The organism is Rhizobium esperanzae (assembly GCF_002204185.1).
Classification (GTDB): domain Bacteria; phylum Pseudomonadota; class Alphaproteobacteria; order Rhizobiales; family Rhizobiaceae; genus Rhizobium; species Rhizobium esperanzae.
On sequence record NZ_MXPU01000003.1, the window covers coordinates 323,954 to 350,085 of the forward strand.

Below are 26,132 nucleotides of genomic sequence, written 5' to 3' on the forward strand. Positions count from 1 at the left end.
CCGGCTTGGGCCTCAGCCCTGCGTTGCCGGCGGAAGCAAAGAGCAAGAAGGCAGGAGCGCCCCCAGCTCCTGCCTTCTTAAATTTTAGGCTCTGTTGCCAACTCTCCCTTTGAAATTAACCGCTTATCGACAAAATCGTTGACATCAGGCGGGTGCATAAAAGATGTATGCGCCGAACTCCTGGACCCTTCCCAATGGCTTTCACCGCGGAAAATCTTGCAGCAGACGATCGCTTTCTCGCTGCGATCCTACATTGCGCCAATCAGCTGCTTGCGATCTATCGCGAGAGCCCGCGCATCGCATCGATTTTCGCCGCGCAGCAGCGCTGGCTGATGGCCCATGCCGGCTTCGCACTTCATTACGGTCATCCCGATGACGGCCAGAGCGGTGGCCTCTATTCCGGCCGCTTTGTCGATTTCGCAGTCAAGAACGACATCGCCAGCCGCAACACGGCCGCGGCCTTCATGCAGGAAATGCTGGCCTATCGTTTCCTGCGTGTGGTGCCCGGACCTGACAAGCGCACACGCTATCTGGAACCGACCGAAATTGCCGAACAGCATTTCACCCGATGGCTCGTCACCCATATGATGATCCTCGACAGCCTCGACGGCGGCGAACGGGCCGACCAGATCACCGCCGCCCCCTCCGCAACAATGGCTGCGATTCAGCCGCGCATCGCAAGGGCGATCATCGGCAGTGACTCCGTGCGCAATCCTGGCCCCACCTTCAACCTCTTCAACTGGGCGAATTCGGGCGGACTGGTGATGGATTACCTGATCTCCCGCCTTCCGCAATTTCCTCGGACGTCCGAGCGCGTCGTTATCGGTCCCCTGTCGCTCCGGGAGCTTCGCGAACAATTCATGATTTCCAATACCCACCTGAAGCGGCTTCTGACCCAGGCTGCGACCATGGAAAGCGTCGGTTGGACAGAACCTTCGCGCAAGGGCGACTTCTGGCTGTCCCGCCGCTTCATCCTCGAATATTGGAACTATCAGGCGGCGAAGTTCGCCATCGTCGATGCCGCCGCCGAGGCCGTGCTCGGACCTGCGGTCCGTCAAGAACCGCTGGCGAGACGGGCCATCTGAGGCTTATCCGTTCAAAAGTTCCTTGACGGTTGCCGATGCCTTGGCGAAATCCATTTGCCCGGCATAACGCTCCTTGAGCGCCGCCATCACCTTGCCCATGTCCTTGACGCGGGCAGCACCCGTCTCGGTGATGATCGCCGAGATATTGGCGCGCACTTCGCCGTCCGAAAGCTGCTTCGGCATGAAGTCCTGGATCACGGCGATTTCCGCACGCTCCTTGGCCGCAAGCTCCGGCCGGGAATTCTCCTCATAGATCTTTGCCGATTCGTCGCGCTGCTTCACCATCTTGGCGAGGATCTGCAGGATCTCGTCGTCGCTCGCCTGCTCCTTGCCGGTTCCGCGATTGGCAATGTCGCGGTCCTTGATCGCCGCCTGAATCAGCCGAACGGTCGACAGCCGCTCCGTATCCTTGGCCTTCATCGCCTCTTTCAGCTGGGTGGCGAGTTGATCGCGCAGCATGTCTTCACTCCTTTTTTGATGCCGCTTCATAAACCACGCCGATGCGACGGATCAAATAAATTGCGCGATCGTCGCGATAAAGCGCAGGAAAACGGCCGCAATTCCGGCTACAAAGATTGACGCTAAGCGATTGCGTGGCTATTTACCGCCACCTGCACCAAAATTCGTGATCAGGCCTGAAGCGCGCGGCATTGCCGTGCCCACACGTCTGCGAGATCAAATGGCGACGAGCGCGGCTAAGCGCATCGGCCGCCGGAAACGGGATGAAGATGACCGCAACAGCACCCTGGACAACCGAAAAGCCGACCGCCCTGCTCGTTCTTGCCGATGGCACGGTGATCGAAGGCAGGGGCGTCGGCGCCACCGGCAAGGTCCAGGCCGAAGTCGTCTTCAATACGGCACTGACCGGCTACGAAGAGATCATGACCGACCCCTCCTATCTCGGCCAGATCGTCACCTTCACCTTTCCCCATGTCGGTAATATCGGCACCAACGACGAAGATATCGAGGACCTGACGCCTGCCGCCCGCCACGGCGCCGTCGGCGTCATCTTCAAGGCCGACATCACCGACCCCTCGAACTACCGCGCCGCCAAGCATCTCGACCAGTGGCTGAAGGCCCGCGGCATCATCGGCCTTTGCGGCATCGACACGCGTGCGCTCACCGCCTGGATCCGCGAGAACGGTGCTCCGAACGCGGTGATCGCCCACGACCCCAGTGGCGTCTTTGACATCGAGGCGCTGAAGGCCGAAGCCAAGGCCTGGAGCGGCCTGGAAGGTCTCGATCTTGCCAAGATCGCCTCGTCCGGCCAGTCCTCCCAATGGGCGCAGACGCCGTGGGTCTGGAACGAAGGTTACGGCGAACTCGGCGCGGCGGATGCGAAATATCACGTCGTCTGCCTCGATTACGGCGTCAAGCGCAACATCCTGCGCCTGTTTGCCGGCCTCGACTGCAAGGTGACCGTTGTGCCGGCAACAACGAGCGCCGAAGACGTGCTCGCCTTGCAGCCGGACGGTATCTTTCTCTCGAACGGTCCGGGCGATCCGGCGGCAACCGGCGAATATGCCGTGCCTGTCATCAAGACACTTGTTAAGACCGATATCCCGGTCTTCGGCATCTGCCTCGGCCACCAGATGCTCGGCCTCGCCTTGGGCGCCAAGACAGAAAAGATGCATCAGGGCCATCATGGCGCCAATCACCCAGTCAAGGATCACACGACGGGCAAGGTCGAGATCGTTTCGATGAACCACGGCTTCGCGGTGGACTCGAAGTCGCTGCCCGACGGCGTTGAAGAGACTCATATTTCCCTTTTCGACGGCACCAATTGCGGACTACGCGTGCTCGGCAAGCAGGTCTTCTCCGTGCAGCACCATCCGGAAGCCTCTCCCGGCCCTCAGGACAGCCACTATCTCTTCCGTCGATTCGTCAACATGGTGCGCGAGAAGAAGGGCGAACCGGCGCTCGCCGAACGCTGATTTCAAGAAGCGCCGGTTTCGCAAGGCCTGTTGGACGGGCAGCCACCAACGTAATGCGGCATCTCTTGAACTTGAAAGACAGCTATCAGAGAAAGGACGCTATCTGCCCATAGCGGCCTTTTTTCGTTGCCGAAGAACAGGGCTGCTTTGCGTTCGCAAGTGGAGGGCGGCTTCGCAGCTTTCTCAAAGCAGACCTTGCCGGCGATTACGCTGAAGGGGGGCGTGGTTGCGCCGGCACTGGCTGTTACTCAGCTCCGTGCAAACGGCGGCAACGGTTCAAGATCGGACATTAATCATCCGTCATTATACGACACCGGCCTTGCGTAGCCCCTCCACGACAAGCTCGAAATCGGCGGGGTTCTTGAAGGGCAAGACTTTGCGACGGTATTCCAGGGAGTAGTCGGGATTGACCCGCAGCACTTCTTGCCACGTCGCGCGAGCCTCTTCGAAACGGCCGAGGTGCCCGTAACATGCGGCGAGAAGCGCGCGCGAGACATCGGTAACGGGGTTGCGGCTCACGCGCTGCAGCAACAGCTCGACGGCCTCTCGGTACCTTCCCAGTTGAAACAGAGCCAAAGCCTGAAAGTGGAGGACGACATCCGGAAAGTACGGATTCAGGACCCTTGCCCGATCGAAACAGGCGAGCGCCTCCTCGGCTCTGCCTGAATAGATGAGTGCCTCGCCGAGGCTGACCCGCCCTTCGGCGAAGTTCGGATTGAGGACTATCGCACGCTCGGCCTCGCTGATGGCTCTATCGTGCTGTCGCGAGTAAAGCTTGACCAAGCTCAGCGCCCAATGCGCAACTGGATCATTATCATCCCGCGCTACCGCCAGCGTCGCAGCCTCTTCGGCTTGCTCGATCGAGCGCTGCGGCGACGCGCTCCACCGGTTCAGGTAGTCGAGCCCGTGGGTAAGGGCGACAAAGGCGTGCGCCGAGGCGAAGTTCGGGTCCAGGTCGACGGCGCGTTGCAAAAGCTCGCGGGCGTCGCGGTTCGTTTGCTTCGTCAGGCGGTGCCACAGCTCCCGGCCACGCAGGAAGCAGTCATACGCCTCAGGGCGCCCGGTCTGCCCCGGCACCAGCCTTTTTCGATCGCCCTCTGTCAGACTGACCGCCAGCGCATCGACGATTTTCTGCGTTACATCGTCCTGAACCGCGAATATGTCGGTCAGGTCGCGATCGAACCGCTCCGCCCATATGTGCCCGCCGGTGGTCGCGTCGATGAGCTGCGCGGTGATGCGTACCCTGTTCCCCGATTTGCGCACACTGCCCTCAAGAACATACCGCACGCCGAGCTTCGTGCCCACCTCCTGCACCTGCACGTTCTTGCCCTTGAAGGTAAACGACGAATTGCGGGCGATGACGAAGAGCTGCGACAACTTCGATAGCGCCGTGATGATGTCTTCCGAGATGCCGTCGGCGAAGTAGTCCTGTTCGGCGTCACCGCTCATGTTGGCGAAGGGCAGAACGGCGATCGACAGCTTCGGCGACGTTGCCGTCGCCGGTTGGATCGTGGCGGTTTGCGAGGTCGCGGCTGTCTTGGTCCCGGCGCTGCCGACTTGCAGCGAATAGACCCGGATCGGTTCGGCGATATTCTTGAGTTGCGTGTTGCCGAGATCGCTGACCGAGAGGTCGAGCCTCGCCTTGACCTGGCGATAGGCATCCTCGGACAGGCAGATCGCGCCCGCCGCGGCGACGCCCTCCAATCGCGAGGCGATGTTGACGCCGTCGCCCATCAGATCGCCATCGCTTTCCTCGACGACGTCGCCCAGATGGATACCGATCCGGAACTCGATGCGACGGTCCTGCGGCACGCCGTCATTGCGCTCCACCATACCGTTCTGCACCTCAATGGCACAGCGCACGGCGTCCACCACGCTGCGGAACTCGACCAGCGCACCATCGCCGGTGCGCTTCACCACCCGGCCATGATGCACGGCGATCGTCGGATCGATGAGATCGCTACGCAGTGCCCGTAACCTCGCCAGGGTGCGGTCCTCGTCGGCGCCGGCAAGCCGGCTGTACCCGACCACGTCTGCGGCCAGGATTGCAGCCAGCTTTCGGTTCTCGCTCATGGCGCCGTCTCCTCACTTCCAGGATAGCAGGGAGACAGAGGGCAAGAAAGAACTTCTAGCCGCGGCTTGGAGCGATCTTGGTTGATATCGACTTGTCCAATGGCTCATGGACGCACCCGACGTTGAAGCTCCACGCAATGATGTCGAGCCAGCGACCGCTTCTGGCGCACCGCTGCATCAAGCTTCGAGAATGTCCCCGAAACAGGAGAGCAATGGACATTCGGCCGGCCCCTCCCTTTTCACTATTGACCTCAACCATGCTTGAGGAATTACAGAACTGCCTGCAGATCCGATGCAGGAGATATAGATGAGCGGAGCCTTCTATCGTGTCGACAAGTTCATCGTGCCGGCGGCGGCGCGTGAGGAATTTCTTGTCAAAGTGATGATGACCCACAAGCTGCTGGAGGCACAGGAGGGTTTCATCGATCACCGGGTGCTGGAGCAGGTCGCAGGTCCCGGCGAATTCAATTTCGTCACGATCGCCGAATGGAAAAATACCGAGGTCGTTGAGCGTGCGCGGGCAGCCGTGACGGACGCCCATAAGGCCGCAAATTTCGATCCGCAGGAAATGTTCTTGCGTCTCGGCATTCGAGCCGATATCGGCGGTTACAAGCCTGTCGCGGCCTGAGGGTAAGGACGCCGGCTCAGACGCCGGCGATCGCGCCCTCCCGGCGAACGAGAAGATAGAACCGTCCGCAGAGCATGGCGGCCGCCGCCGCCAGCCCGACGAGGAAGCCGAACCAGATGCCGATGCCGCCCAGACCCAGCGGAAAAGCGAAGGCCCAGGCCAGGAAGAAGCCAATCGGCCAGTAAGCGATCAGCGCCATGATCATCGGCACGCGCGCGTCCTTCAGGCCGCGCAGCAATCCGTTGGCGATCACCTGCAGCCCATCGACCAGTTGGAAAAGCCCGGCAACGACGATCAGCGGCCCGGCATAGGCGAGCACCTCGGGCGCCTCGGGCGAACTGACGTCGAGGAACCAGCTGCCGAGGAATTGCGGCATGGTGGCAAAGAGCACCGAGCCCACCGCCGAAATGGCGCAGCCGAGGATGAACACCATGATGGAAGCTCGCACCAGCCCGTCATAATCGCCCTGCCCGTGCGCGACGCCCACGCGCACCGTCGCCGCCTGGCTGAGGCCGAGCGGGATCATGAAGGCGATCGATGCCCATTGCAGGGCGATCCCGTGGGCGGCAAGTTCGATCGTGCCGATATAGCCCATCAGCAGCGAGGCCACCGTGAACAGGCTGACCTCGGCAAGGATGGTGACGCTGATCGGGAAACCGAGCCGGATGACTTCCAGCAGCGCATGCCAGTCGGGCTTCCAGAACCGCACGAAGATTTCGTAGCGGCGCGTCTCCTCCCGCCTCTGCACGAAGGCAAGGATGAAGAGGAAACCAGCCGTCTGTACCACGACCGACACGATCGCCGCACCCTCGAGCCCCATCGCCGGAAAGCCGAAATGGCCGAGCACGAGGGCATAGGCGAAGAACGCGTTCATCACCAGCGTGACGATGGTGACGTTGAGGATGATACCTGCCTTGCCGATGGCGCTGACCAGCGCGCGCATCACGTTGAAGAGCAGTGCCGGCAGCACGCCGAATTGACCGATCATGATATAGCCATGCGCGAGCTTGGCTACCTCCGGCTTCTGCTGCGCGAAGAGCAGGATTTGCTCGGAATTGAAGAAGGCGGGCTGCATGACGGCCCAATATCCAATCACCACCCACAGACCCATGCGCAGCGATCGGCGCACAGAGACGACGTCGCCGCGGCCATAGGCCTGCGCCACCATCGGAATGACGGCGATGGCGAAACCCGAACCGAAGATGAGGATGGTGAAGAGGAATTGAGCCGACAGCACCATTGCCGCCAGATGCTCGGCGCCGAGGCGCCCGACGATCATCACGTCGGTGGTATTGATGCCGAGCTGAGCGAGCTGTGCACCGATCAGCGGAATGCCGAGCGCCAGTGTTGCACGGAAATGCGCACCCCAACGATTATCGTTTGTCGGCGCAAGGCTGCGCGCGTCGATCGGCGTGTCCATTGACACCAGTCCTGTGATTGAGATCTGCAACGCCGCGTAGTGGGCGCCAAAATATCACTCGGGCTTAAATCAAAGCCGCGCAAAGAACTACCCCAAAACAGGCAGATGATGAAAAATTCATCATACCATCACCATTTCTGATCGGTTCAGCCCACGCCTTCCAGCGCCTCGGCCGGCTCCCGGGCTCGAACCCTCATAAGAAACACCCCGGCGGCGAGAACGATGAGCACGGCAGCCGCGAGATAAGGCGCACCGGCAAAGGTGACGGGCGCCTCAGGCCGCGTGAAATAACCGAACATCTGCGTGAAGATCAGCGGCCCGACAATGGTGGTGATGCTGCTGAGGCTGGTCAGCGCGCCCTGCAACTCGCCCTGGGCCGAAGGCGGCACCTTGCCGGCGGCAATACTGCGCAGCGCCGGATCGGCGACGTTTTCGATGACGGTCGCCACGATGACGACATAAACCACCCAGCCTTCCCAGGCGAAGGCATAGCCGGTCAGCCCCGCAGCGGAGAAGCATAGACCGAGAAGCGCGGTCTTCCATTCGCCAAGCAGAGGCACGATGCGCGGCAGGACCAGCCCCATGACGAGCGCGGCGCCGATGCCGTAAATGCCGAGCGACACGCCGATCTGCCCCTCGCTCCAGCCGTAGCGGTAGGTGGAGACGAAGGACCAGACCGAGGGATAGACGGCATGCGCCAGGAAAAACAGGAACATGACGAGGCTGACCCCGCCGATGCCAGGGTAATGGCGCATCTGGCGCAACGCGCCGAGCGGATTGGCGCGTTTCCACTCGAAGCGACGGCGGTTCTTCGCCTCCAGCGTTTCCGGCAGCAGAAAGCAGGCGGCGACGAAATTGAGAAGCGACAAAGCCGCAGCGCCGAGGAAGGGCACGCGCGGGCCGAATTCCCCGAGGAAGCCGCCGATGACGGGGCCGATGGTGAAGCCGACGCCGAAGGCGATGCCGATCAGTCCGAAGTTCTTGGCGCGGTTCTCCTCCGTGCTGATATCGGCGATATAGGCCGAGCAGGTGGCGAAGCTGCCGCCGCTGATGCCGGCCAGCACACGGCCGACGAACAGCATCCAGAAACTGGTGGCGATGCCGCAAATGAAATTGTCGATCGCGAAGGTCAGCACCGAAAGCAGGAGGATCGGCCGGCGGCCGAAACGGTCGGACAGGTTTCCGAGCAGCGGCGCGAACAGGAACTGCATGCTGGCATAGACGAGCATCAGCCAGCCGCCGTCGATCGCCGCATCGCTGACGCTGCCGCCGGTCAGTTGCTCCAGATAGGCGGGCAGCACCGGCATGATGATGGCGATGCCGATAATGTCGAGGAAGAGGATGACGAAGACCAGGAAAAGGCCGCGGCGAACGAATTTCGGATCAAGCATGAGGCATCTCTACAGCGGCTGTTTCTGAAAAGACGATCTCCGTCGCCGGAAAATGACATAGCTCAGAAAAGAAACTGAAACAATCCGTGAACATCTGAAAGCATCTCAGGAGTTTGTACGGGAGAATCGTCAGGGCCTCAACCGGTAGACGCGCGCCGTCTTTCCGGCGGATCCCAGCGATAAACTCCCTTGCAATCGCCACAAAGGCATCCAGATCAATCCAAACAGAACACTCATTGTGCATTTCCCCGCACAGCCTGTTCCACTTCGTCCGATTATCGCCCGGATGCGAAGACGGTAGAACAGCCTCGACAGCGGCGCTCGGCGCGGATGCCCGATCACGCCGCACGGCGCAATAAAGGAGAAGACGATGCAGATCTATCGTTTGGGACAGACCGGACCCGATGTCTCGGCCATCGGCCTCGGCTGCATGGGCATGTCGGGCATGTATGGTCCGGCCGACCGCGCCGAGAGCATTGCGACAATCCATGCCGCGCTCGATGCCGGCATCAATTTGCTCGACACCGGCGATTTCTACGGCATGGGCCACAATGAAATGATGATCGGCGAGGCATTGAAGGGCCGCAGGCGCGAAGACGCCGTCATCAGCGTCAAGTTCGGCGCGCTGCGCGATCCTGCAGGCGGATGGAGCGGCATCGATGCCCGCCCGGCGGCTGTGAAGAACTTCCTCGCCTACACGCTGCAGCGCCTCGGCGTCGACTATATCGACATCTACCGCCCTGCCCGCCTGGATCCGAATGTGCCGATCGAGGACACCGTCGGCGCCATCGCCGATCTGGTCAAATCAGGCTACGTCAGACATATCGGTCTGTCGGAAGTCGGCGCCGACACGATCCGCCGCGCCGCCGCCACCGCCCCGATCGTCGACCTTCAGATCGAATATTCGCTGATCTCGCGCGGCATCGAAGAGAAGATCCTGCCGACGACACGTGAACTCGGCATCTCGATCACCGCTTACGGCGTGCTCTCGCGTGGCCTGATCAGTGGCCATTGGCAGAAGGGCCAGGCGGCCGCCGGCGACTTCCGCACCGACAGCCCGCGCTTTCAGGAAGGCAATATCGATCAGAATCTCGCGCTGGTGGAAAAGCTGCGCGAGATCGCCCAGGCAAAAAGTGTCTCCGTCGCCCAGATCGCCATCGCCTGGGTCGCCGCCAAGGGCAAGGATATCGTCCCCCTCATCGGCGCCCGTCGCCGCGACCGACTGACCGAGGCCTTCGGTTCACGCGCCGTCGACCTGTCGCCGGAGGATTTCGCCGCGATCGAACGCGCCGTGCCGAAGGACGCGGCGGCCGGCGGGCGTTATCCGGAGCATATGCTCCAGCATATGGACAGTGAGAAGTAACAGGGTGGATTGAAAGGCGGAAGCGTCCTGCCGTGCAGCCCCCTCATCCGCCCGCGGGGGAGAAGAGGGAATCGAGACGTCGCGGCAAGTCCCCTTCTCCCTTCGGGGAGAAGGTGGCCCGAAGGGTCGGATGAGGGGGCGACACCCGCAAACCTTTGCAACCTCAAACCGGCCCCGACAACGTATTGCAAGCCGTTAGCTGTCCGCTGTCGAACCCGCGCTTGAACCATCGGACGCGCTGCGCAGAAGTACCGTGGTTGAAACTCTCGGGCACGACGTAACCCTGCGTCCGCTTCTGCAGCGTATCGTCGCCGATCTGCTGCGCCGCATTCAGCGCCTCCTCCAGGTCGCCGGCCTCCAATATGCCCTTCTGCTGGGTATATTTGCCCCAGATGCCGGCGAAGCAGTCGGCCTGCAACTCGATGCGCACCGACATCTCATTAGCACGCTCCTCGCTCATCCCCTGGCGAGCCTTGTTGAACTGCGGCAGGATGCCGAGCAGGTTCTGCACGTGGTGGCCGACCTCGTGGGCGACGACATAGGCTTCGGCGAAATCGCCCGATGCGCCGAAGCGATCGGACAGCTCCTGGAAGAAATCCGTGTCGAGATAGACCTTATGATCGCCGGGGCAGTAGAACGGTCCGGTCGCTGCCGATGCCGAGCCGCAGGCCGATGCCGTCGCGCCCGAGAACAGCACGAGGCGCGGCTCCTCGTAGGTCCGACCCTGCGACTGAAAGATCCCGTTCCACGTATCTTCGGTCTCGGCGAGCACGGTGCGCATGAAGGCGGTCATTTCGTCACTGGCTGGCGTGCGCGTGCCTTCGGATTCGCTCTGCTCGTAGCCGGGGCCGCTCGTCATGCTGCCGGTGTCGAGCACCTGCAGCAGGTCAATGCCCATCATCTTGAAGATGAAATAGATGACGACGAGGAAGATGATCGTGCCGATGCTCAAGCCGCCGCCGGCGCGGCGAACGCCGCCACCCGAGGGAAAGTTGAAGCCGCCGCCGCGGCCGAACCCGCCGCTGCTCGGCTCGCCGCGGCGATCCTCGATATTGTCGGACTGACGCCGGCCTCTCCATTCCATTTTCGTTCTCCCCGGCAATGCCCGTGCTTGCACTTAAGGAGTTTATATAACCGCCGGCGGGAGGAATTCCAGCGGCTTCATCCGCATGCAAAAAGGCGGTTGAAAGGCTCGCTAGGTCTGCCGCAGCCATGCCTCGACATGCATCTCCCACGTAAAGAAGATGCGTCAACCGCTTGACGCGACTCCTGCTTTCGCTCTTCCTGATAGAAGAGGAGAATGCCGGAGGGGATGACGATGAAGGCGGTGCGTCTGCAAGCGACAGGACAGTTGCAGCTTTGCGAAGTGGAAAAGCCGGTGCCAGGCCCGGGTGAACTGCTCGTCCGAATCGAGGCCTGTGGCATCTGCGGCACCGACCGCCATATCTTCCACGGCGAATTTCCGTCGAAGCCGCCGGTGACGCTCGGCCATGAATTCGCCGGCATCGTCGAGACGGTCGGACCGGGTGTGACCGATTTCCGCCCCGGCATGCGCGTGACCGGCGATCCGAACATTTCCTGCGGCAGCTGCGAGGAATGTCGGCGCGGCCGTGTTAATCTCTGCCGGAACCTCCGGGCGATCGGCATTCACCGCGACGGCGGCTTCGCGGATTATGTCTGCATGCCGCAAAGCCAGGCCTTCGCGCTGCCGGCCGATCTTGACCCGCTCCACGGCGCCTTCTGCGAGCCGCTCGCCTGCTGCATTCACGGCGTCGATCTCGCCGGATTGCACGCCGGCGCCTCAGTCATCGTGCTCGGCGGCGGCGTGATCGGTCTGCTCACCCTCCAGCTGGCCACGCTCGCCGGCGCGACTCGCGTCGTGCTAGTGACGCGGAGCGATGGAAAACGCCGGCTGGCCGAAAGCCTCGGCGCCACGGCAACAGCGGATCCGGGCGACGGCGATATCATTGCCCGTCTCACCGACGCGGACGGACTGCTGCCCGGCGGCGCCGACGTCGTCTTCGAATGCGCCGGCGTCACTGACACCGTGCAGCAGGCGCCGCGGCTTGCCCGCCGCGGCGGCAGCGCCGTCATTCTCGGCGTCATGCCGCAGGGGGCAAAGATCGAGATCGAGCCCTTTGACCTGCTGTTTCGCGAAGTCCGGCTGATAAGCTCCTTCGTCAACCCTTTCACCCATGGCCGCGCCGCCGATCTGATTGCCACCGGCAGGATCAAGGTCGAGCCGTTGATCTCCCGCAGGATCGGGCTCGCAGAAGCCCCGGACGCGATCATCAATCCGGCGCGCGGCGGCGAAATCCGGGCGCTCGTCATCCCCGGACGGGAATAGCCGTTCGCGCCGGTTCGGATTCCTGTCGATTCCGTGATTTATGGGGTTCCGTTTGCAAATACATTTGCCTATAAGCCGCTTCTAGCCTGAAAAGACCCAGCATGCGCAACCGACCCGGTGATCTCCCACCCTGGCCGGTTTTCTGCGCAGCCAGAAAATGGATATCGCCCATGCCGAAGCGCCAAGACATCAAATCGATCCTCATCATCGGCGCGGGACCGATCGTCATTGGCCAGGCTTGCGAGTTCGATTATTCCGGCACCCAGGCCTGCAAGGCGCTGAAAGAGGAAGGCTACCGCGTCATCCTCGTCAACTCCAACCCGGCGACGATCATGACCGATCCGGGCTTGGCCGACGCCACTTACGTCGAGCCAATCACCCCCGAGGTGGTCGCCAAGATCATCGCCAAGGAGCGCCCGGATGCGCTGCTGCCGACCATGGGCGGCCAGACGGCGCTAAACACTGCGTTGTCGCTGAAGCGCATGGGCGTGCTCGACCGCTACAATGTCGAGATGATCGGCGCCAAGCCGGCGGCCATCGACATGGCCGAAGACCGCGCGCTGTTCCGCGAGGCGATGGCCCGCATCGGCCTGGAAACGCCGCGCTCGATGCTGGCGAACGCCACCGACATCAAGGATCTCGACCGCAAGACGCACGAGGCCGAGCGCAGCAAGCTGCGCGAAAGCCTTTCCGGTTCCGACCTCGACAAGGCATTGGACGAGCTGGAAAACCAGTGGAACCTCGGCGAGAGCGACCGCAAGCAGCGTTATTTGAACCACGCCATGGCGGTCGCCGCCCAGGCGCTCGACCATGTTGGACTGCCCGCCATCATCCGCCCCTCCTTCACGCTCGGCGGCACCGGCGGCGGCATTGCCTACAACCGCTCGGAATTCTTCGAGATCGTCAGCGGCGGCCTCGATGCCTCGCCGACCACCGAAGTGCTGATCGAAGAATCCGTGCTCGGCTGGAAGGAGTATGAGATGGAGGTCGTCCGCGACAAGGCGGATAACTGCATCATCATCTGCTCGATCGAGAACATCGATCCGATGGGCGTTCATACCGGCGATTCCATCACCGTCGCCCCGGCGCTGACGCTGACCGACAAGGAATACCAGATCATGCGCAACGCCTCGATCGCGGTGCTGCGCGAGATCGGCGTCGAGACCGGCGGCTCAAACGTCCAGTTCGCGGTCAATCCGAAAGACGGCCGCCTCGTCGTCATCGAAATGAACCCGCGTGTGTCGCGCTCTTCGGCACTGGCGTCCAAGGCCACCGGCTTCCCGATCGCCAAGGTCGCCGCCAAGCTCGCCATCGGCTATACGCTCGACGAACTGGAAAACGACATCACCGGCGGCGCCACACCTGCCTCCTTCGAACCGTCGATCGATTATGTCGTCACCAAGATCCCGCGTTTTGCCTTCGAGAAATTCCCCGGCGCCTCGCCGGTGCTGACCACCGCGATGAAGTCGGTCGGCGAAGTCATGGCGATCGGCCGCACCTTCGCCGAATCGCTGCAGAAGGCGCTGCGCGGCCTGGAAACCGGCCTCACCGGCCTCGACGAAATCGAGATCCCCGATTTCGAGGAAGGCGAATCCAGCCAGAACGCCATCCGCGCCGCCATCGGCACGCCGACACCGGACCGCCTGCGCATGGTCGCCCAGGCGCTGCGCCAGGGCCTCAGCATCGAAGAGGTACATGAGGGCTGCAAGATCGATCCCTGGTTCATTGCCGAGCTGAAGAACATCGTCGACATGGAAGCCCGCATCCGCGAGCATGGGCTGCCGAATGATGCAACGAACCTGCGCATGCTGAAGGCCATGGGCTTCTCCGACGCGCGTCTGGCGACGCTGACCGGCAAGCGCCCGAAGGAAGTCGCTGAGCTCCGCAACGGCCTGAACGTCCGCCCGGTTTTCAAGCGCATCGATACCTGCGCGGCCGAATTCGCCTCGCCGACCGCCTACATGTATTCGACCTATGAAACGCCCTTCGTCGGCGTCGCCCGCTCGGAAGCGCAGGTCTCCGACCGCAAGAAGGTTGTCATCCTCGGCGGCGGTCCGAACCGCATCGGCCAGGGCATCGAGTTCGACTATTGCTGCTGCCACGCCGCTTTCGCGCTGAAGGATGCGGGCTATGAAGCGATCATGATCAACTGCAACCCGGAAACCGTCTCGACCGACTACGACACCTCGGACCGCCTCTATTTCGAGCCGCTGACGGCGGAAGACGTGATCGAGATCCTGCGCGCCGAGCAGGAAGAGGGCGAAGTCGTCGGCGTCATCGTCCAGTTCGGCGGCCAGACGCCGCTGAAGCTTGCCGAGGCGCTGGAAAAGAACGGCATCCCGATCCTCGGCACCGCGCCTGATGCGATCGATCTCGCCGAAGACCGCGACCGCTTCCAGAAGCTGCTGATGAAGCTTGATCTCAACCAGCCGAACAACGGCATCGCTTATTCGGTCGAGCAAGCCCGCCTCGTCGCCGCCGAAATCGGCTTCCCGCTGGTCGTGCGCCCGTCCTACGTGCTCGGCGGCCGCGCCATGCAGATCCTGCATTCGGAAGGCCAGCTGCAGACCTATCTGCTCGACACGGTGCCGGAACTGGTGCCCGAAGACATCAAGCAGCGTTATCCCAACGACAAGACCGGCCAGATCAACACCCTGCTGGGCAAGAACCCGCTGCTCTTCGACAGCTATCTCACGCACGCCATCGAGGTTGACGTCGACTGCCTCTCCGACGGCACCGATGTCTACGTCGCCGGCATCATGGAGCATATCGAGGAAGCCGGCATCCACTCCGGCGACAGCGCCTGTTCGCTGCCGCCGCGCTCGCTGCCCGTCGAACTGCTCGACGAGCTGGAGCGTCAGGCAAAGGCGATGGCCAAGGCGCTTAATGTCGGCGGCCTGATGAACGTCCAGTTCGCCATCAAGGACGGCACCGTCTACGTGCTCGAAGTCAACCCCCGCGCTTCGCGCACCGTGCCTTTCGTCGCCAAGACCATCGGCGCGCCGATCGCCAAAATCGCTGCCCGCGTCATGGCCGGCGAGAAACTCGATGCGACCTTTGCCGCCTACGGCACGAAGCCCGATCCGCGCAAGCTCACGCACATCGCCGTCAAGGAAGCCGTCTTCCCCTTCGCCCGCTTCCCCGGCGTCGATACGCTGCTCGGGCCCGAAATGCGCTCGACCGGCGAAGTGATCGGCCTCGACACGGATTTTGCGCTGGCCTTCGCCAAGTCGCAGCTCGGCGCTGGCGTCGAACTGCCGCGTGACGGCACGGTCTTCGTCTCCGTGCGCGACGAGGACAAGCCGCGCGTGCTGCCGGCGATCCGCATCCTGGTCGAACAGGGCTTCAAGGTGCTGGCGACCGGCGGCACCGCCCGTTTTCTCGGCGAAAACGGCATCACCGCCACCAAGATCAACAAGGTGCTCGAAGGCCGTCCGCATATCGAGGATGCGATCCGCAACCGCCAGGTCCAGCTCGTCATCAACACCACCGACGGCAACAAGGCGATCTCGGACTCCAAGTCGCTGCGCCGCGCGACGCTGATGCAGAAGGTGCCCTATTACACGACGATGGCCGGCGCCGAAGCCGCCGCCCAGGCGATCAAGGCGCTGAAGGCAGGCAATCTCGAAGTACGGCCGCTGCAAAGCTACTTCGCCTGAGACAGGGCAGCGCTACCGCCGGACGGGCGGTGGCGCGACCTTGACCGGAATCGGTTTATCCGACTTCCGTCATAAGCCGCTGAATTTCCAGCATGTCCTCGCGAAACCGTACCATTTCCTCCGCCTTCAGCCGCTCGTCGGGAATACGCAGCAGATAGGACGGATGCACTGTCACGAACAGCGTCCGCCCGCCTTCGATCGCCATCGCTCTTCCCCTGATATCCTGGAGACGCTGCTTCACATCGGTCAGCGCCGCAAGCGCCGTCGCCCCCATGGCGACGATCAGCTTCGGCTTGACCAGTTCCATTTCCAGACCGAGCCACCAGCGGCAATGCTTCACCTCGCCCATATTGGGCTTCTGGTGGATGCGGCGCTTGCCGCGCGGCTCATATTTGAAATGCTTGACGGCATTGGTGACATAGAGCCTTGAGCGGTCGATACCCGCCTCTGCTATCACCTGGTCGAGCAACCGGCCGGCCGGACCGACGAAGGGGCGGCCGGCAATATCCTCCTGGTCGCCCGGCTGCTCGCCGACAAACATCACCTCCGCATCGCCCGGCCCGTCTCCGAATACCGTCTGGGTCGCATTGGCGTGAAGGGGACAGCGCGTGCAGACCGCAGCCTCCGCGCGCAGTGCTTCGAGTGTGCCCACCGGAGCCTCCGGTTCTGCGGGAAAATTTCGCGCGGCCTGCTGCAAGCGGTCGTGAAAAGGCAGCGATTGCGTCGCTTCCCGCGCCGCCATGTCGCGCACCTTGCTCTCGGCCGATGCGATCAAGCCGGGAATGAGATCGGCTTCCGGCAGGTTCTTCCAGTATTTCTTCGGCATCTCCGCCTGCATCGCCTTCACCTTCAATCGCGCCGGGTTGAAGATGCTGGCATAGTAGGTGCGCCAGAGTTCGTCCGTGGCATCGCTGAGATTGAGCCTTTCGCATGGCTCGTCGGCAATCGTCAGGCGCTCCCCGTTCCAGGCCGCCGAGCCCTTGGGCGTGGCAATCAGCCAGTCCATGTCGGTGAAACGGCGTTGGAAAAAGGGAGCCGTGCGCCTGACGATATGATGGTCCGGCTCGAACCAGGCGAGGAATTTCCGACGACCTGCCGATACCGCGCCGACCTCCTTGAAACGGACGAAGGCCGTCATCTTGTGCGCGTCACGCTGAACGTTCTTCGCCATCAGCCTGGCCCGCACGATATCCTCATCGGAAGAGACTTCAAGCAGCTGCCGGTCCAGTTGCAGCCGCCAGAGCAGGCGGTAAAGCAGGGAAAACCGCGCCGGATCGGAATGGCAAAGAACCGTCTCCGCAAGCTCAATGAAGGCGGGCGGCACCGTCATTGGCTTGCGTGATGTCGCAGGCTCCGGCGGCATGGCGTCACGTTGAAACGAAAGATCGGCCTCGTTGCTTTTTTCGCGCCAGTCGATCTCCTCGGGCAAGATGCCGGCGGCCGCCAGGGCGCGTGCGGCATCGCGCCATTCGCCAAGCTCTCCCCGTCCCGCAAGCACGACCCGGCGCATCACAGCAACGACAATTGTTCAGGCTGCGGCTCGAACATGGCGCGCAGGTCCGGGCGGTCGATCAGCCGGCGGGGCGACCAGCCTTCCGCTGAGATGAAGGCTTTGACCTTCTTGATCGAAACTCCGAGCCGCAAGAGATCGTCGAGCCGGAGCCGGCGAAAACGGCGCGCCGAAACGATGGCCTTCACCGTCTTGGTGCCGAGACCGGGCACGCGCAATAACCGCTCGCGCTCGGCTTTGTTGATGTCGACGGGAAATTCAGCCCGGTTGGCAAGCGCCCAGGCAAGTTTCGGATCGAGATTGAGATCGAGCATGCCGCCCGCCTGGTTTGCGGTGATCTCGTCGATGCCGAAACCGTAGAACCGATAGAGCCAGTCGGCTTGGTAAAGCCGATGCTCGCGCATCAGCGGCGGCTTGATCAGCGGCAGGTTCTTCGAAGCATCGGGGATCGGGCTGAAGGCCGAATAATAGACACGCCGCAGGCCATAGCTGCTGTAGAGCCGGCCGCTGCTCGCAAGGATGGTCGCGTCGTTCGCCCCATCCGCCCCGACGATCATCTGCGTGCTCTGGCCGGCCGGGACGAAACGCTGGCGTTTCCCGGTCTTAAGCGTCGGTTCGCCGGCCGCTTCAATCTTCAGCCTGAGATCCTTCATCGATCGCCGGATATTGGCCGGCTTCTTTTCCGGTGCGAAGCGGGTGATGCCGCTGTCGGTCGGCAGCTCGATATTGAGCGACAGCCTGTCAGCATGAAGCCCCGCCTCCTCGATCAGACGCGGCGATGCCGCCGGGATTGCTTTGAGATGGATATAGCCGCGGAAATGATGCGTTACACGCAGCTCGCGGACGATACGGACCATCTCCTCCATCGTGTAATCGGAAGAGCGGATGATGCCGGACGACAGGAACAGGCCTTCGATATAGTTGCGGCGGTAGAATTCCAGCGTCAGCCAGACAACCTCCTCCGCCGTGAAGCGCGCCCGCTCGACATTGCTGGAGGAGCGATTGACACAATAGGCGCAGTCGTAGATGCAGAAATTGGTGAGCAGGATCTTCAGAAGCGAAATGCACCGCCCATCCGGAGCATAGGCATGACAGATGCCGGAACCCTCTGTCGAACCCAGTCCGCCGCTTGTGCTCGAATCGCGGTTCACAGTGCCGCTGGAGGCACAGGAAGCATCGTATTTCGCGGCATCTGACAGGATGGCCAAGCGTTCGGTTAGCGACTTCTTCATTAGAATGTTCTCTATATGTTCCATGGCCTAAAGTCAAATCCCGCCGCCGCCGCCTCTGCCCCGTTTTGGGGCACTTCACCCGATGGATCAGCGGGTTGCGTTTCATTTATGCGAATTTTCTGGAAATCAGCCGTGGCGATCTGCTATAAGCACGCGACTAGGATTGTGGCACGGTTCCGAAGTTCCCTTCGGGACCTGTTTTCTTTTGTGTGTGCCTGACTGTGCTGACGTAAGGCGGGCGGCCACAAGGAGTGAAGGACAGAAAAATGGTTGATAAGGTACCGATGACACAGGGTGGTTTCGTCAAGCTGCAGGAAGAGCTGCGCTGGCGTCAGCAGGAGGAGCGCCCGCGAATCATCGAGGCGATCGCCGAAGCCCGTGCTCATGGCGACCTTTCCGAAAACGCCGAATACCACGCCGCCAAGGAAGCCCAGAGCCACAATGAAGGCCGCATCACCGAGCTGGAAGACCTGACGGCGCGCGCCGAGGTCATCGACCTGACGAAGATGTCGGGCGACAAGATCAAGTTCGGCGCCAAGGTGAAGCTCGTCGACGAGGACACCGAGGAAGAAAAGACCTATCAGATCGTCGGCGACCAGGAAGCCGACGTCAAGGCCGGCCGCATCTCCATCTCCTCCCCGATCGCCCGTGCGCTGATCGGCAAGGAAGTCGGCGATTCCATCGAGGTCAACGCACCCGGCGGCTCGAAGGCCTACGAAATCCTCCAGGTTTCCTGGGGCTGATCGCCCGCCAGACATGAGATCCATCCTTGCCGGACATTCGTGACGTCGAGATCATCGCGCCCAATTTCAAGCGCCGGCTCTCCGGCGTCACGTCGACCATCGTCCAGCTGATCCCATGCCAGATCCGGCTCGGCATCCGGATCGTGACCCTCGGCCCCGGCCTGCCGGAAGGCCTGCCGAAACTGGGGTGGTCACAGCTCCCTGGTCTGTGGCGCAAGCCGGCGCGCCGGCGCCATCGCGTCTGGCACGCCCGGCGCAACAATGAGATGGCCGCCGGCATCCTGCTTCGCCATTTCTTTCGCATGCCGTTGAAGCTCATCTTCACCTCGGCCGCGCAACGCCGCCACACCGCCTATACGAAATGGCTGATCCGCCGCATGGACGCGGTGATCGCAACCAGCGACCGTTCCGGCTCCTTCCTCGAAGTGCCGCACACCGTCATCCAGCATGGCGTCGACCTTTCTCTCTTCCATCCGCCGGAAACGGCCGAGGACGGCATTGCTGCGACCGGCCTGCCCGGCCGTTATCTCGTCGGCTGCTTCGGCCGCGTTCGCCATCAGAAAGGCACCGATCTCTTCGTCCAGACGATGATCGAACTCTTGCCACAGCACCCCGAATGGACGGCCGTCGTCTCCGGCCGCGTGACGGCGGAGCACGTGGGCTTTGGCGAAAAGCTCAAGGCCGATGTCGCCGCCGCCGGCCTCGCCGACCGTATCCTTTTCCTCGGCGAAGTGCCTGACATCAAGGTCTGGTATCGCCGCCTGACGCTTTACGTCGCCCCTTCCCGCAACGAAGGCTTCGGCCTGACGCCGCTCGAAGCCATGGCGTCACGGACCGCCGTGGTGGCATCGGATGCGGGCGCCTATGCCGAGCTCATCGCCGAAGGCGAGACTGGCTCGGTGGTGGCCGCCGGCGATGGTGAGGCGCTGACGCGGGCAATCGCGCCCTATATCGCAGATCCGGCGCTGGCGATCGCGCATGGCGAGAATGCGTTGCGTCATGTCCGGGCGAATTTCGCGCTGGAGAAGGAAGCAAACGCGATCGGCGCAGTCTACGATCGCCTTCTCGGCGGCAATCGCGGCTGAGCGGAGCGAGAAGCGGCCTCTTGAAAAGGACGGCCACCCCTCCTCCGTCATGCTCGGGCTTGTCCTGAGCATCTGCCTCGGGTCGATAGGGCAGCAGATCCTCGGCACAAGGCCGAGGATGACGTCGCATAGAGAACGAGATCTATCGACAAGCGAACGGCCCGTCGGATGACGGGCCGCTGCAAATATTCAGAATGACGAACAGGTCGGCCTGCTATTATTCCGCCGGCTGAAGTCCGCCGGCCGCAGCGCCCTCTTCCGCCTGGCCGCCCAGCGCTCTAGCGAGCCGCGCCGTATCCAGCTCGTTTTCCCAACGGGCCACGACGATCGTCGCGACCGCATTGCCGACAAGGTTGGTCAGCGCGCGGCACTCCGACATGAAGCGGTCGATGCCGAGGATGAGCGCCATGCCGGCGACCGGCACGGAGGGCACGACGGAGAGCGTCGCGGCAAGGGTGATGAAGCCGGCACCGGTGATGCCAGCGGCACCCTTGGAGCTCAGCATCGCCACCAGGAGCAGCAGGATCTGGTCGCCCCAGGAGAGATTGATGCCGGTTGCCTGGGCGATGAAGAGGGCTGCCAGCGTCATGTAGATGTTGGTACCGTCGAGGTTGAAGGAATAGCCAGTCGGAATGACGAGGCCGACGACCGAGCGCTTGCAGCCGGCCTTTTCCATCTTGTTCATCAGGCCCGGAAGGGCGGCTTCCGAGGACGAAGTGCCGAGCACCAGCAAGAGCTCTTCCTTGATGTAGCGCAGCAGCGCCACGATCGAGAAGCCGTTGTAGCGGGCGACCGCGCCGAGCACGATGAAGACGAAGAGCAGCGACGTGATGTAGAACGTGCCGATCAGCATGGCGAGGTTGGCGATCGATCCGACGCCATACTTGCCGATGGTGAAGGCCATGGCGCCGAAGGCGCCGATCGGGGCAGCCTTCATCAGAATGGCGACGAGCTTGAAGACCGGAGCCGTCAGGGCGTTGAGGAAATTGACGACCTGCTCGCCCTTTTCGCCGACCATGGCGAGCGCGATGCCGAAGAGCACCGAGAAGAACAGCACCTGCAGAATATCGCCGTCGGCAAAGGCGCCGACGATCGTCGTCGGGATGATATTCGTCAGGAAGCCGACGATGCTCTGCTCATGCGCCTTATCGGCAAAGGTGGCAACGGCCTTCGGGTCGAGCGAAGCCGGATCGATGTTCATGCCGGCGCCGGGCTGCACGACATTGGCGACGATCATGCCGATCACCAGCGCCAGCGTCGAGAACGTCAGGAAGTACAGCATCGCCTTGCCGGCGACGCGGCCGACCTTCTTCAGGTCGCTCATGCCGGCAATGCCGGTTGCGACCGTCAGAAAGATCACCGGCGCTATGACCATCTTAACCAGCTTGATGAAGGCGTCGCCGAGCGGCTTCAACTGGGTGCCGAGATCGGGATAGAAATGGCCGAGAAGGATACCCGCCGCGATGGCGGCGAGAACCTGAACATAAAGATGAGTATAAAAAGGCTTCCTGCCCTTGCTGTCTGCGACTGCATCCAATGGTGCTGCGATCATGATATCCTCCTAAGGGCTCGCCCGGAACGAACTCCGGCCTCCCGAGCCGTTCGCTTCACTCCAACAGCTCAGCCGTTGTTGCGCTGTTCTTCGCAATCGCCGTGCCAATTTCGTGCCATCCGCATAAGCCGTTGTTTTCATCTCAGAAAAAATTTCTGACGGGCCAACAACCGATCCTGACAATGCGAAAACCCACACAAATCCATTTGCGTCCCGTGCGGAAAAATGCACAAATCCGTCATGTCCTTGTCAGTCTCGCAAAGGCTTTGGCCCTCCCTGCCCTTGCACCACCGCATTCGCCGGATGTGGTGGGCCTATGTGGTGCTCGCCCTTTCGGCCGTCGTCGGAGGTCTCTTGGCGAGTGGCGAGGTCGGCCGGCGCCGGGCGGAAGCGGCCCTGGAGGAACAGGCCCGCACCGATGCGAGGATGAACGTGGCGCTGCTGCGCACCGTCCTCGAAAAATACCGGGCGCTGCCCTTCGTGCTGTCGCAAGATACCACGCTCGCCGCCGCCCTGGCGGGACGCGACGCTGGCACGTTCGAGCAGTTGAACCGGAAGCTTGAGACGCTGGCCGCCGGTACGAAGGCCGCCGTCATCTACGTCATCGACAAGGATGGTATCGCGGTTTCGGCCAGCAACTGGCGTGAACCGACGAGCTTCGTCGGCAACGACTATCGTTTCCGCGAGTATTTTCGGGGCGCCGTCGCTCAAGGGCAGGCCGAGCATTTCGCGCTCGGCACCGTCAGCAAGAAGCCCGGTCTTTATATTTCGCAGCGGATATCAGGCAGCAACGGTCTCCTGGGCGTCGTCGTCGTCAAGGTGGAATTCGACGATGTCGAGGCGGATTGGCATGCCTCGGGCGCCCCGTCCTACGTCATCGACGATCGCGGCATCGTCCTCATCACCAGCGTTCCCTCCTGGCGATTCATGACGATCGGCCGCATTGCCGAGGATCGGCTGACCGCGATCCGCGAGAGCCTTCAATTCGGCGACGCGCCGCTGCAGCCGCTGCCGCTCGATATCATCAGGCACCTTGGCGACAGGCTTGCTGTCGTCGAGATCGTCACGCCCGGCGGCGCCGGAAAGACCAGCTTTCTCGATGTCGGGATGCCGATCCCTGCGACAGGCTGGCATCTGCAGCATCTTGTTGCATTGGGGCCGTCCGTCGATGCGGCGGTCCGCGAAACGCGCATGCAGGCGCTGCTCTTGCTATTGCCGCTCCTGGCGGGGGCAGCCTTCCTCTTGCGGCGCCGCCAGACGATCACCCTCAGGATCTTCAGGGAGCAGCAGGCGCGCGAAGAACTGGAACATCGCGTGGCCGAGCGGACGCTGGATCTCAGCCAGGCGCGCGATCGCCTCCAGGCCGAGATCGCCGGCCATCGCAGCACCGAGCAGAAGCTGCAGGCGGTGCAGCAGGATCTGGTGCAGGCCAACCGGCTGGCGATCCTGGGGCAGGTTGCCGCCGGTGTCGCCCATGAGATCAACCAGCCGGTGGCGACCATCCGCGCCTATGCGGACAATGCCCGCACCTTCCTCGACCGCGGCCAGACGGCGCGCGCCGGTCAAAATCTCGAAAACATCGCCGCACTGACGGAGCGCATCGGCTCGATCACCGAGGAACTGAAGACCTTCGCCCGCAAGGGCCGCGGTGGCGCCGAGCCGACAGGCTTGAAGGACGTCATCGAGGGGGCGGTGATGCTGCTGCGCAGCCGCTTTGCCGGCCGCATGGATACGCTCGATATCGCGCTGCCACCGGCCGAGCTGCAGGTCATGGGCAGCCGGATCCGCCTCGAGCAGGTGCTCATCAACCTGCTTCAGAACGCCCTGGAGGCCGTGGCGCCGAAGGCCGAAGAGGGGCGCGTCGAGGTCAGGACATCGGCCGATGCGGAGACGGTGACGCTGACGGTTGCCGACAACGGCCCCGGCATTTCTCCTGAAATCCGCAAAGGCCTGTTCACGCCGTTCAACACCTCGAAGGAAAAAGGTCTCGGCCTCGGGCTTGTCATCTCCAAGGATATCGTCGGCGATTACGGCGGCCGAATGGAGGTCGAGAGCGATGGCGAGGGAAGCCGGTTCATCGTTCATCTGAGGAAGGCTTGAGATCATGGACATGGCCATACCCGTTGCTTTGATCGACGATGACGGCGATCTGCGCCGCGCCACGGCCCAGACGCTGGAGCTCGCCGGCTTCTCCGTTTCCGCCTATGACGGCGCCAAAGCGGCGCTGGCCGACCTGCCGGCCGACTTTTCCGGCCCGGTCGTCACCGATATCCGCATGCCCGAGATCGACGGGCTGCAGCTGTTCGCCACGCTTAAAGACATGGATGCCGACCTGCCCGTCATCCTGATGACCGGCCACGGCGATATCCCGATGGCCGTCCAGGCCATCCAGGACGGCGCCTATGATTTCATCGCCAAACCCTTCCCGGCCGACCGGCTCGTCCAGAGCGTCCGCCGCGCCAGCGAGAAACGTCGGCTTGTTCTGGAAAACCGCATGCTGCGCAAGGCTGCCGACGATGCACAGGAGACTTTGCCGCTGATCGGCCAGACGCCGGTCATGGACAATCTCAGGAAGATCCTTCGCCACATCGCCGATACCGATGTCGACGTGCTGGTCGCCGGCGAGACCGGCAGCGGCAAGGAAGTGGTGGCGCAGATCCTGCATCAGTGGAGCCATCGCCGAAACGGCAATTTCGTGGCACTGAACTGCGGGGCGCTGCCCGAAACCGTCATCGAAAGCGAGCTGTTCGGTCACGAAGCCGGCGCCTTTACCGGCGCCCAGAAGCGCCGCACCGGCCGCATCGAACATGCAAGCGGCGGCACGCTGTTCCTCGACGAGATCGAGAGCATGCCTCTCGCCACGCAGGTCAAGATGCTGCGGGTGCTGGAGATGCGCGAAATAACCCCGCTCGGCACCAACGAGGTGCGCCCAGTCGACCTGCGCGTCGTAGCGGCCGCCAAGATCGACCTTGGCGACCCCGAGGTGCGCGGCGATTTTCGCGAGGACCTCTATTACCGGCTGAATGTCGTGACAATTTCGATTCCGCCGCTGAGGGAGCGTCGCGACGATATTCCGCTGCTGTTTTCCCACTTTGCCGCCCGCGCCGCCGAGCGCTTCCGCCGCGACGTGCCGCAGCTTTCGGAGGCGGTTCGCCGCCACCTCGCCTCGCATCCCTGGCCCGGCAACGTCCGCGAACTCTCCCATTATGCCGAACGCGTGGTGCTGGGCGTCGAAGGCGCCGCCGCCCCGTCCCTTCCCCCACAACCGACCGGCGGCACACTGCCCGAACGGCTGGAACGCTACGAGGCGGAAATCATCCGCGACGCGCTCGCCAGCAATGACGGCGACGTGCGCCGCACCATCGAAGCGCTCGGCATTCCGAGAAAGACCTTTTACGACAAGCTGCAACGCCATGGCATCAACCGGGGCGGCTATGCCTCGCGCAAATAGGCTGTTTCAGACTTCGACCAGTCCCAGCTTCTTCACCTGCCGGATCGTCAGCATGGTGCGCACGGTATCGACATGTTCGTTCGCCGTCAGCACCTCGATGACGAAATCCTGGAAATGGGTGAGGTTTTCCGCCACACAATGCAGCAGGAAATCGCTGTCGCCCGAAACCATCCAGGCCTGGCGCACCAACGGCCACTCGGTGGTGGCGGCGGCAAACGCCTTGAGATTGCCTTCCGACTGATGTTTGAGCCCGACCATGCAGAAGGCGACCAGATCGAATCCGAGCTTCGGGCTGTTCAGCATGGCGTGATAGCCTTCGATGATGCCGGCTTCCTCGAGCTTGCGCACCCGGCGCAGGCAGGGCGGCGCCGAAATACCGACGCGATCGGCGAGTTCGACATTGGTCATGCGGCCGTCGGCCTGCAGCTCCCGGAGGATCTTTATGTCGATGACATCGAGCTCGGTGCGACCCACATCATGGCCTTTCTTTAATTCTCCGCGGCGAGCTTCTATATAAAGCTGCGGAATACGCAAGAAAGTTTCAAGCCGATGACGGATTCTTGCACAACAGGGTGATTTGCCTTGTTGGTAACGCAAGGCTGCCCTTGAATAAAAGCATTGGACGTTCATAAATGGCGCATGGACCGCGAAACGGCCGC

At 62.5% G+C, this 26,132-nt stretch carries 19 protein-coding genes; 10 read left to right on the top strand and 9 right to left on the bottom strand.

Annotated features, from left to right (window positions below):
* Positions 1-194: 194 nt before the first annotated feature.
* The gene (locus B5E41_RS05945) at positions 195-1,085 is read left to right on the top strand and encodes a hypothetical protein (RefSeq protein ID WP_088391827.1); all 891 of its coding nucleotides are present in this window, start codon (positions 195-197) and stop codon (positions 1,083-1,085) included.
* A gap of 3 nt (positions 1,086-1,088) precedes the next feature.
* Here the strand turns inward: B5E41_RS05945 and B5E41_RS05950 are convergent, their stop codons facing one another.
* Positions 1,089-1,544, bottom strand: coding sequence for a GatB/YqeY domain-containing protein (locus tag B5E41_RS05950; protein WP_088391829.1), 456 nt, complete (start codon positions 1,542-1,544; stop codon positions 1,089-1,091).
* A 269-nt stretch (positions 1,545-1,813) separates the two neighbouring features.
* Between B5E41_RS05950 and carA the strand changes: the two genes are divergently transcribed.
* Positions 1,814-3,019 (top strand): glutamine-hydrolyzing carbamoyl-phosphate synthase small subunit, encoded by a 1,206-nt coding sequence (gene carA / locus B5E41_RS05955; RefSeq protein WP_088392019.1) that lies wholly within the window; start codon positions 1,814-1,816, stop codon positions 3,017-3,019.
* 303 nt (positions 3,020-3,322) lie between these two features.
* On the opposite strand, the gene B5E41_RS05960 is transcribed toward carA, so the two are convergent.
* Positions 3,323-5,092 carry an adenylate/guanylate cyclase domain-containing protein gene (locus B5E41_RS05960; RefSeq protein WP_088391831.1) on the bottom strand — a complete coding sequence of 590 codons (1,770 nt, stop codon included), beginning with the start codon at positions 5,090-5,092 and terminating at the stop codon, positions 3,323-3,325.
* 307 nt (positions 5,093-5,399) lie between these two features.
* On the opposite strand from B5E41_RS05960, the gene B5E41_RS05965 reads away from it, so the two are divergent.
* Positions 5,400-5,720 (top strand): antibiotic biosynthesis monooxygenase family protein, encoded by a 321-nt coding sequence (locus B5E41_RS05965; RefSeq protein ID WP_088391833.1) that lies wholly within the window; start codon positions 5,400-5,402, stop codon positions 5,718-5,720.
* A 16-nt stretch (positions 5,721-5,736) separates the two neighbouring features.
* Here the strand turns inward: B5E41_RS05965 and B5E41_RS05970 are convergent, their stop codons facing one another.
* Both B5E41_RS05970 and B5E41_RS05975 read right to left on the bottom strand, forming a co-directional pair.
* Positions 5,737-7,140, bottom strand: coding sequence for an MATE family efflux transporter (locus B5E41_RS05970; protein WP_088391835.1), 1,404 nt, complete (start codon positions 7,138-7,140; stop codon positions 5,737-5,739).
* A 146-nt stretch (positions 7,141-7,286) separates the two neighbouring features.
* Positions 7,287-8,531: a TCR/Tet family MFS transporter gene (locus B5E41_RS05975; RefSeq protein WP_088391837.1), complete on the bottom strand. Its 1,245-nt coding sequence runs from the start codon at positions 8,529-8,531 to the stop codon at positions 7,287-7,289.
* A 370-nt stretch (positions 8,532-8,901) separates the two neighbouring features.
* Here B5E41_RS05975 and B5E41_RS05985 point away from each other — a divergent pair, with 370 nt between their 5' ends.
* On the top strand, positions 8,902-9,894 hold the full coding sequence (locus B5E41_RS05985; RefSeq protein ID WP_088391841.1) for an aldo/keto reductase: 993 nt from the start codon (positions 8,902-8,904) through the stop codon (positions 9,892-9,894).
* Positions 9,895-10,057: 163 nt separating this feature from the next.
* Here the strand turns inward: B5E41_RS05985 and ypfJ are convergent, their stop codons facing one another.
* On the bottom strand, positions 10,058-10,978 hold the full coding sequence (gene ypfJ / locus B5E41_RS05990; RefSeq protein WP_088391843.1) for a KPN_02809 family neutral zinc metallopeptidase: 921 nt from the start codon (positions 10,976-10,978) through the stop codon (positions 10,058-10,060).
* Positions 10,979-11,212: 234 nt separating this feature from the next.
* Here ypfJ and B5E41_RS05995 point away from each other — a divergent pair, with 234 nt between their 5' ends.
* Positions 11,213-12,241 (top strand): zinc-dependent alcohol dehydrogenase family protein, encoded by a 1,029-nt coding sequence (locus B5E41_RS05995; protein WP_088392021.1) that lies wholly within the window; start codon positions 11,213-11,215, stop codon positions 12,239-12,241.
* Positions 12,242-12,411: 170 nt separating this feature from the next.
* Positions 12,412-15,900, top strand: coding sequence for a carbamoyl-phosphate synthase large subunit (gene carB / locus B5E41_RS06000; RefSeq protein WP_088391845.1), 3,489 nt, complete (start codon positions 12,412-12,414; stop codon positions 15,898-15,900).
* Between the two features lie 55 nt (positions 15,901-15,955).
* On the opposite strand, the gene B5E41_RS06005 is transcribed toward carB, so the two are convergent.
* Together B5E41_RS06005 and B5E41_RS06010 are read right to left on the bottom strand one after the other, a co-directional pair.
* Positions 15,956-17,410, bottom strand: coding sequence for a UdgX family uracil-DNA binding protein (locus B5E41_RS06005; RefSeq protein ID WP_088391847.1), 1,455 nt, complete (start codon positions 17,408-17,410; stop codon positions 15,956-15,958).
* Entirely contained in the window at positions 17,410-18,642 is a 1,233-nt protein-coding gene (locus B5E41_RS06010) for a putative DNA modification/repair radical SAM protein (protein ID WP_088391849.1), read from the bottom strand. Before B5E41_RS06010 ends, B5E41_RS06005 begins: the two co-directional genes overlap by 1 nt.
* Before the next feature lie 266 nt (positions 18,643-18,908).
* Here B5E41_RS06010 and greA point away from each other — a divergent pair, with 266 nt between their 5' ends.
* Entirely contained in the window at positions 18,909-19,385 is a 477-nt protein-coding gene (greA, locus tag B5E41_RS06015) for a transcription elongation factor GreA (RefSeq protein ID WP_004672775.1), read from the top strand.
* A 26-nt stretch (positions 19,386-19,411) separates the two neighbouring features.
* A complete protein-coding gene (locus B5E41_RS06020) occupies positions 19,412-20,470 on the top strand; it encodes a glycosyltransferase family 4 protein (RefSeq protein WP_088391851.1) in 1,059 nt (352 codons plus the stop codon).
* Positions 20,471-20,687: 217 nt separating this feature from the next.
* Here B5E41_RS06020 and B5E41_RS06025 read toward each other — a convergent pair whose 3' ends face one another.
* The gene (locus tag B5E41_RS06025; RefSeq protein ID WP_088391853.1) at positions 20,688-22,022 is read right to left on the bottom strand and encodes a dicarboxylate/amino acid:cation symporter; all 1,335 of its coding nucleotides are present in this window, start codon (positions 22,020-22,022) and stop codon (positions 20,688-20,690) included.
* A 225-nt stretch (positions 22,023-22,247) separates the two neighbouring features.
* Here B5E41_RS06025 and B5E41_RS06030 point away from each other — a divergent pair, with 225 nt between their 5' ends.
* Positions 22,248-24,122 (top strand): sensor histidine kinase, encoded by a 1,875-nt coding sequence (locus B5E41_RS06030; protein WP_088391855.1) that lies wholly within the window; start codon positions 22,248-22,250, stop codon positions 24,120-24,122.
* Positions 24,123-24,126: 4 nt separating this feature from the next.
* Positions 24,127-25,473, top strand: a complete 1,347-nt coding sequence (locus B5E41_RS06035) for a sigma-54-dependent transcriptional regulator (RefSeq protein WP_088391857.1) — start codon at positions 24,127-24,129, stop codon at positions 25,471-25,473.
* 6 nt (positions 25,474-25,479) lie between these two features.
* Here the strand turns inward: B5E41_RS06035 and B5E41_RS06040 are convergent, their stop codons facing one another.
* The gene (locus tag B5E41_RS06040) at positions 25,480-25,947 is read right to left on the bottom strand and encodes an Lrp/AsnC family transcriptional regulator (RefSeq protein WP_009992419.1); all 468 of its coding nucleotides are present in this window, start codon (positions 25,945-25,947) and stop codon (positions 25,480-25,482) included.
* Between the last annotated feature and the right edge of the window lie 185 nt (positions 25,948-26,132).

Coding starts and splice junctions, on each gene's coding strand:
- B5E41_RS05965 (WP_088391833.1), top strand. CDS start 5,400: ATGAGCGGAGCCTTCTATCGTGTCGACAAGTTCATCGTGCCGGCGGCG.
- B5E41_RS05975 (WP_088391837.1), bottom strand. CDS start 8,531: ATGCTTGATCCGAAATTCGTTCGCCGCGGCCTTTTCCTGGTCTTCGTC.
- B5E41_RS05960 (WP_088391831.1), bottom strand. CDS start 5,092: ATGAGCGAGAACCGAAAGCTGGCTGCAATCCTGGCCGCAGACGTGGTC.
- B5E41_RS06005 (WP_088391847.1), bottom strand. CDS start 17,410: ATGCGCCGGGTCGTGCTTGCGGGACGGGGAGAGCTTGGCGAATGGCGC.
- B5E41_RS06030 (WP_088391855.1), top strand. CDS start 22,248: ATGCACAAATCCGTCATGTCCTTGTCAGTCTCGCAAAGGCTTTGGCCC.
- B5E41_RS06035 (WP_088391857.1), top strand. CDS start 24,127: ATGGACATGGCCATACCCGTTGCTTTGATCGACGATGACGGCGATCTG.
- B5E41_RS06010 (WP_088391849.1), bottom strand. CDS start 18,642: ATGAAGAAGTCGCTAACCGAACGCTTGGCCATCCTGTCAGATGCCGCG.
- greA (WP_004672775.1), top strand. CDS start 18,909: ATGGTTGATAAGGTACCGATGACACAGGGTGGTTTCGTCAAGCTGCAG.
- B5E41_RS05950 (WP_088391829.1), bottom strand. CDS start 1,544: ATGCTGCGCGATCAACTCGCCACCCAGCTGAAAGAGGCGATGAAGGCC.
- B5E41_RS06025 (WP_088391853.1), bottom strand. CDS start 22,022: ATGATCGCAGCACCATTGGATGCAGTCGCAGACAGCAAGGGCAGGAAG.
- B5E41_RS05970 (WP_088391835.1), bottom strand. CDS start 7,140: ATGGACACGCCGATCGACGCGCGCAGCCTTGCGCCGACAAACGATAAT.
- B5E41_RS05995 (WP_088392021.1), top strand. CDS start 11,213: ATGAAGGCGGTGCGTCTGCAAGCGACAGGACAGTTGCAGCTTTGCGAA.
- carA (WP_088392019.1), top strand. CDS start 1,814: ATGACCGCAACAGCACCCTGGACAACCGAAAAGCCGACCGCCCTGCTC.
- carB (WP_088391845.1), top strand. CDS start 12,412: ATGCCGAAGCGCCAAGACATCAAATCGATCCTCATCATCGGCGCGGGA.
- B5E41_RS05945 (WP_088391827.1), top strand. CDS start 195: ATGGCTTTCACCGCGGAAAATCTTGCAGCAGACGATCGCTTTCTCGCT.
- B5E41_RS05985 (WP_088391841.1), top strand. CDS start 8,902: ATGCAGATCTATCGTTTGGGACAGACCGGACCCGATGTCTCGGCCATC.
- ypfJ (WP_088391843.1), bottom strand. CDS start 10,978: ATGGAATGGAGAGGCCGGCGTCAGTCCGACAATATCGAGGATCGCCGC.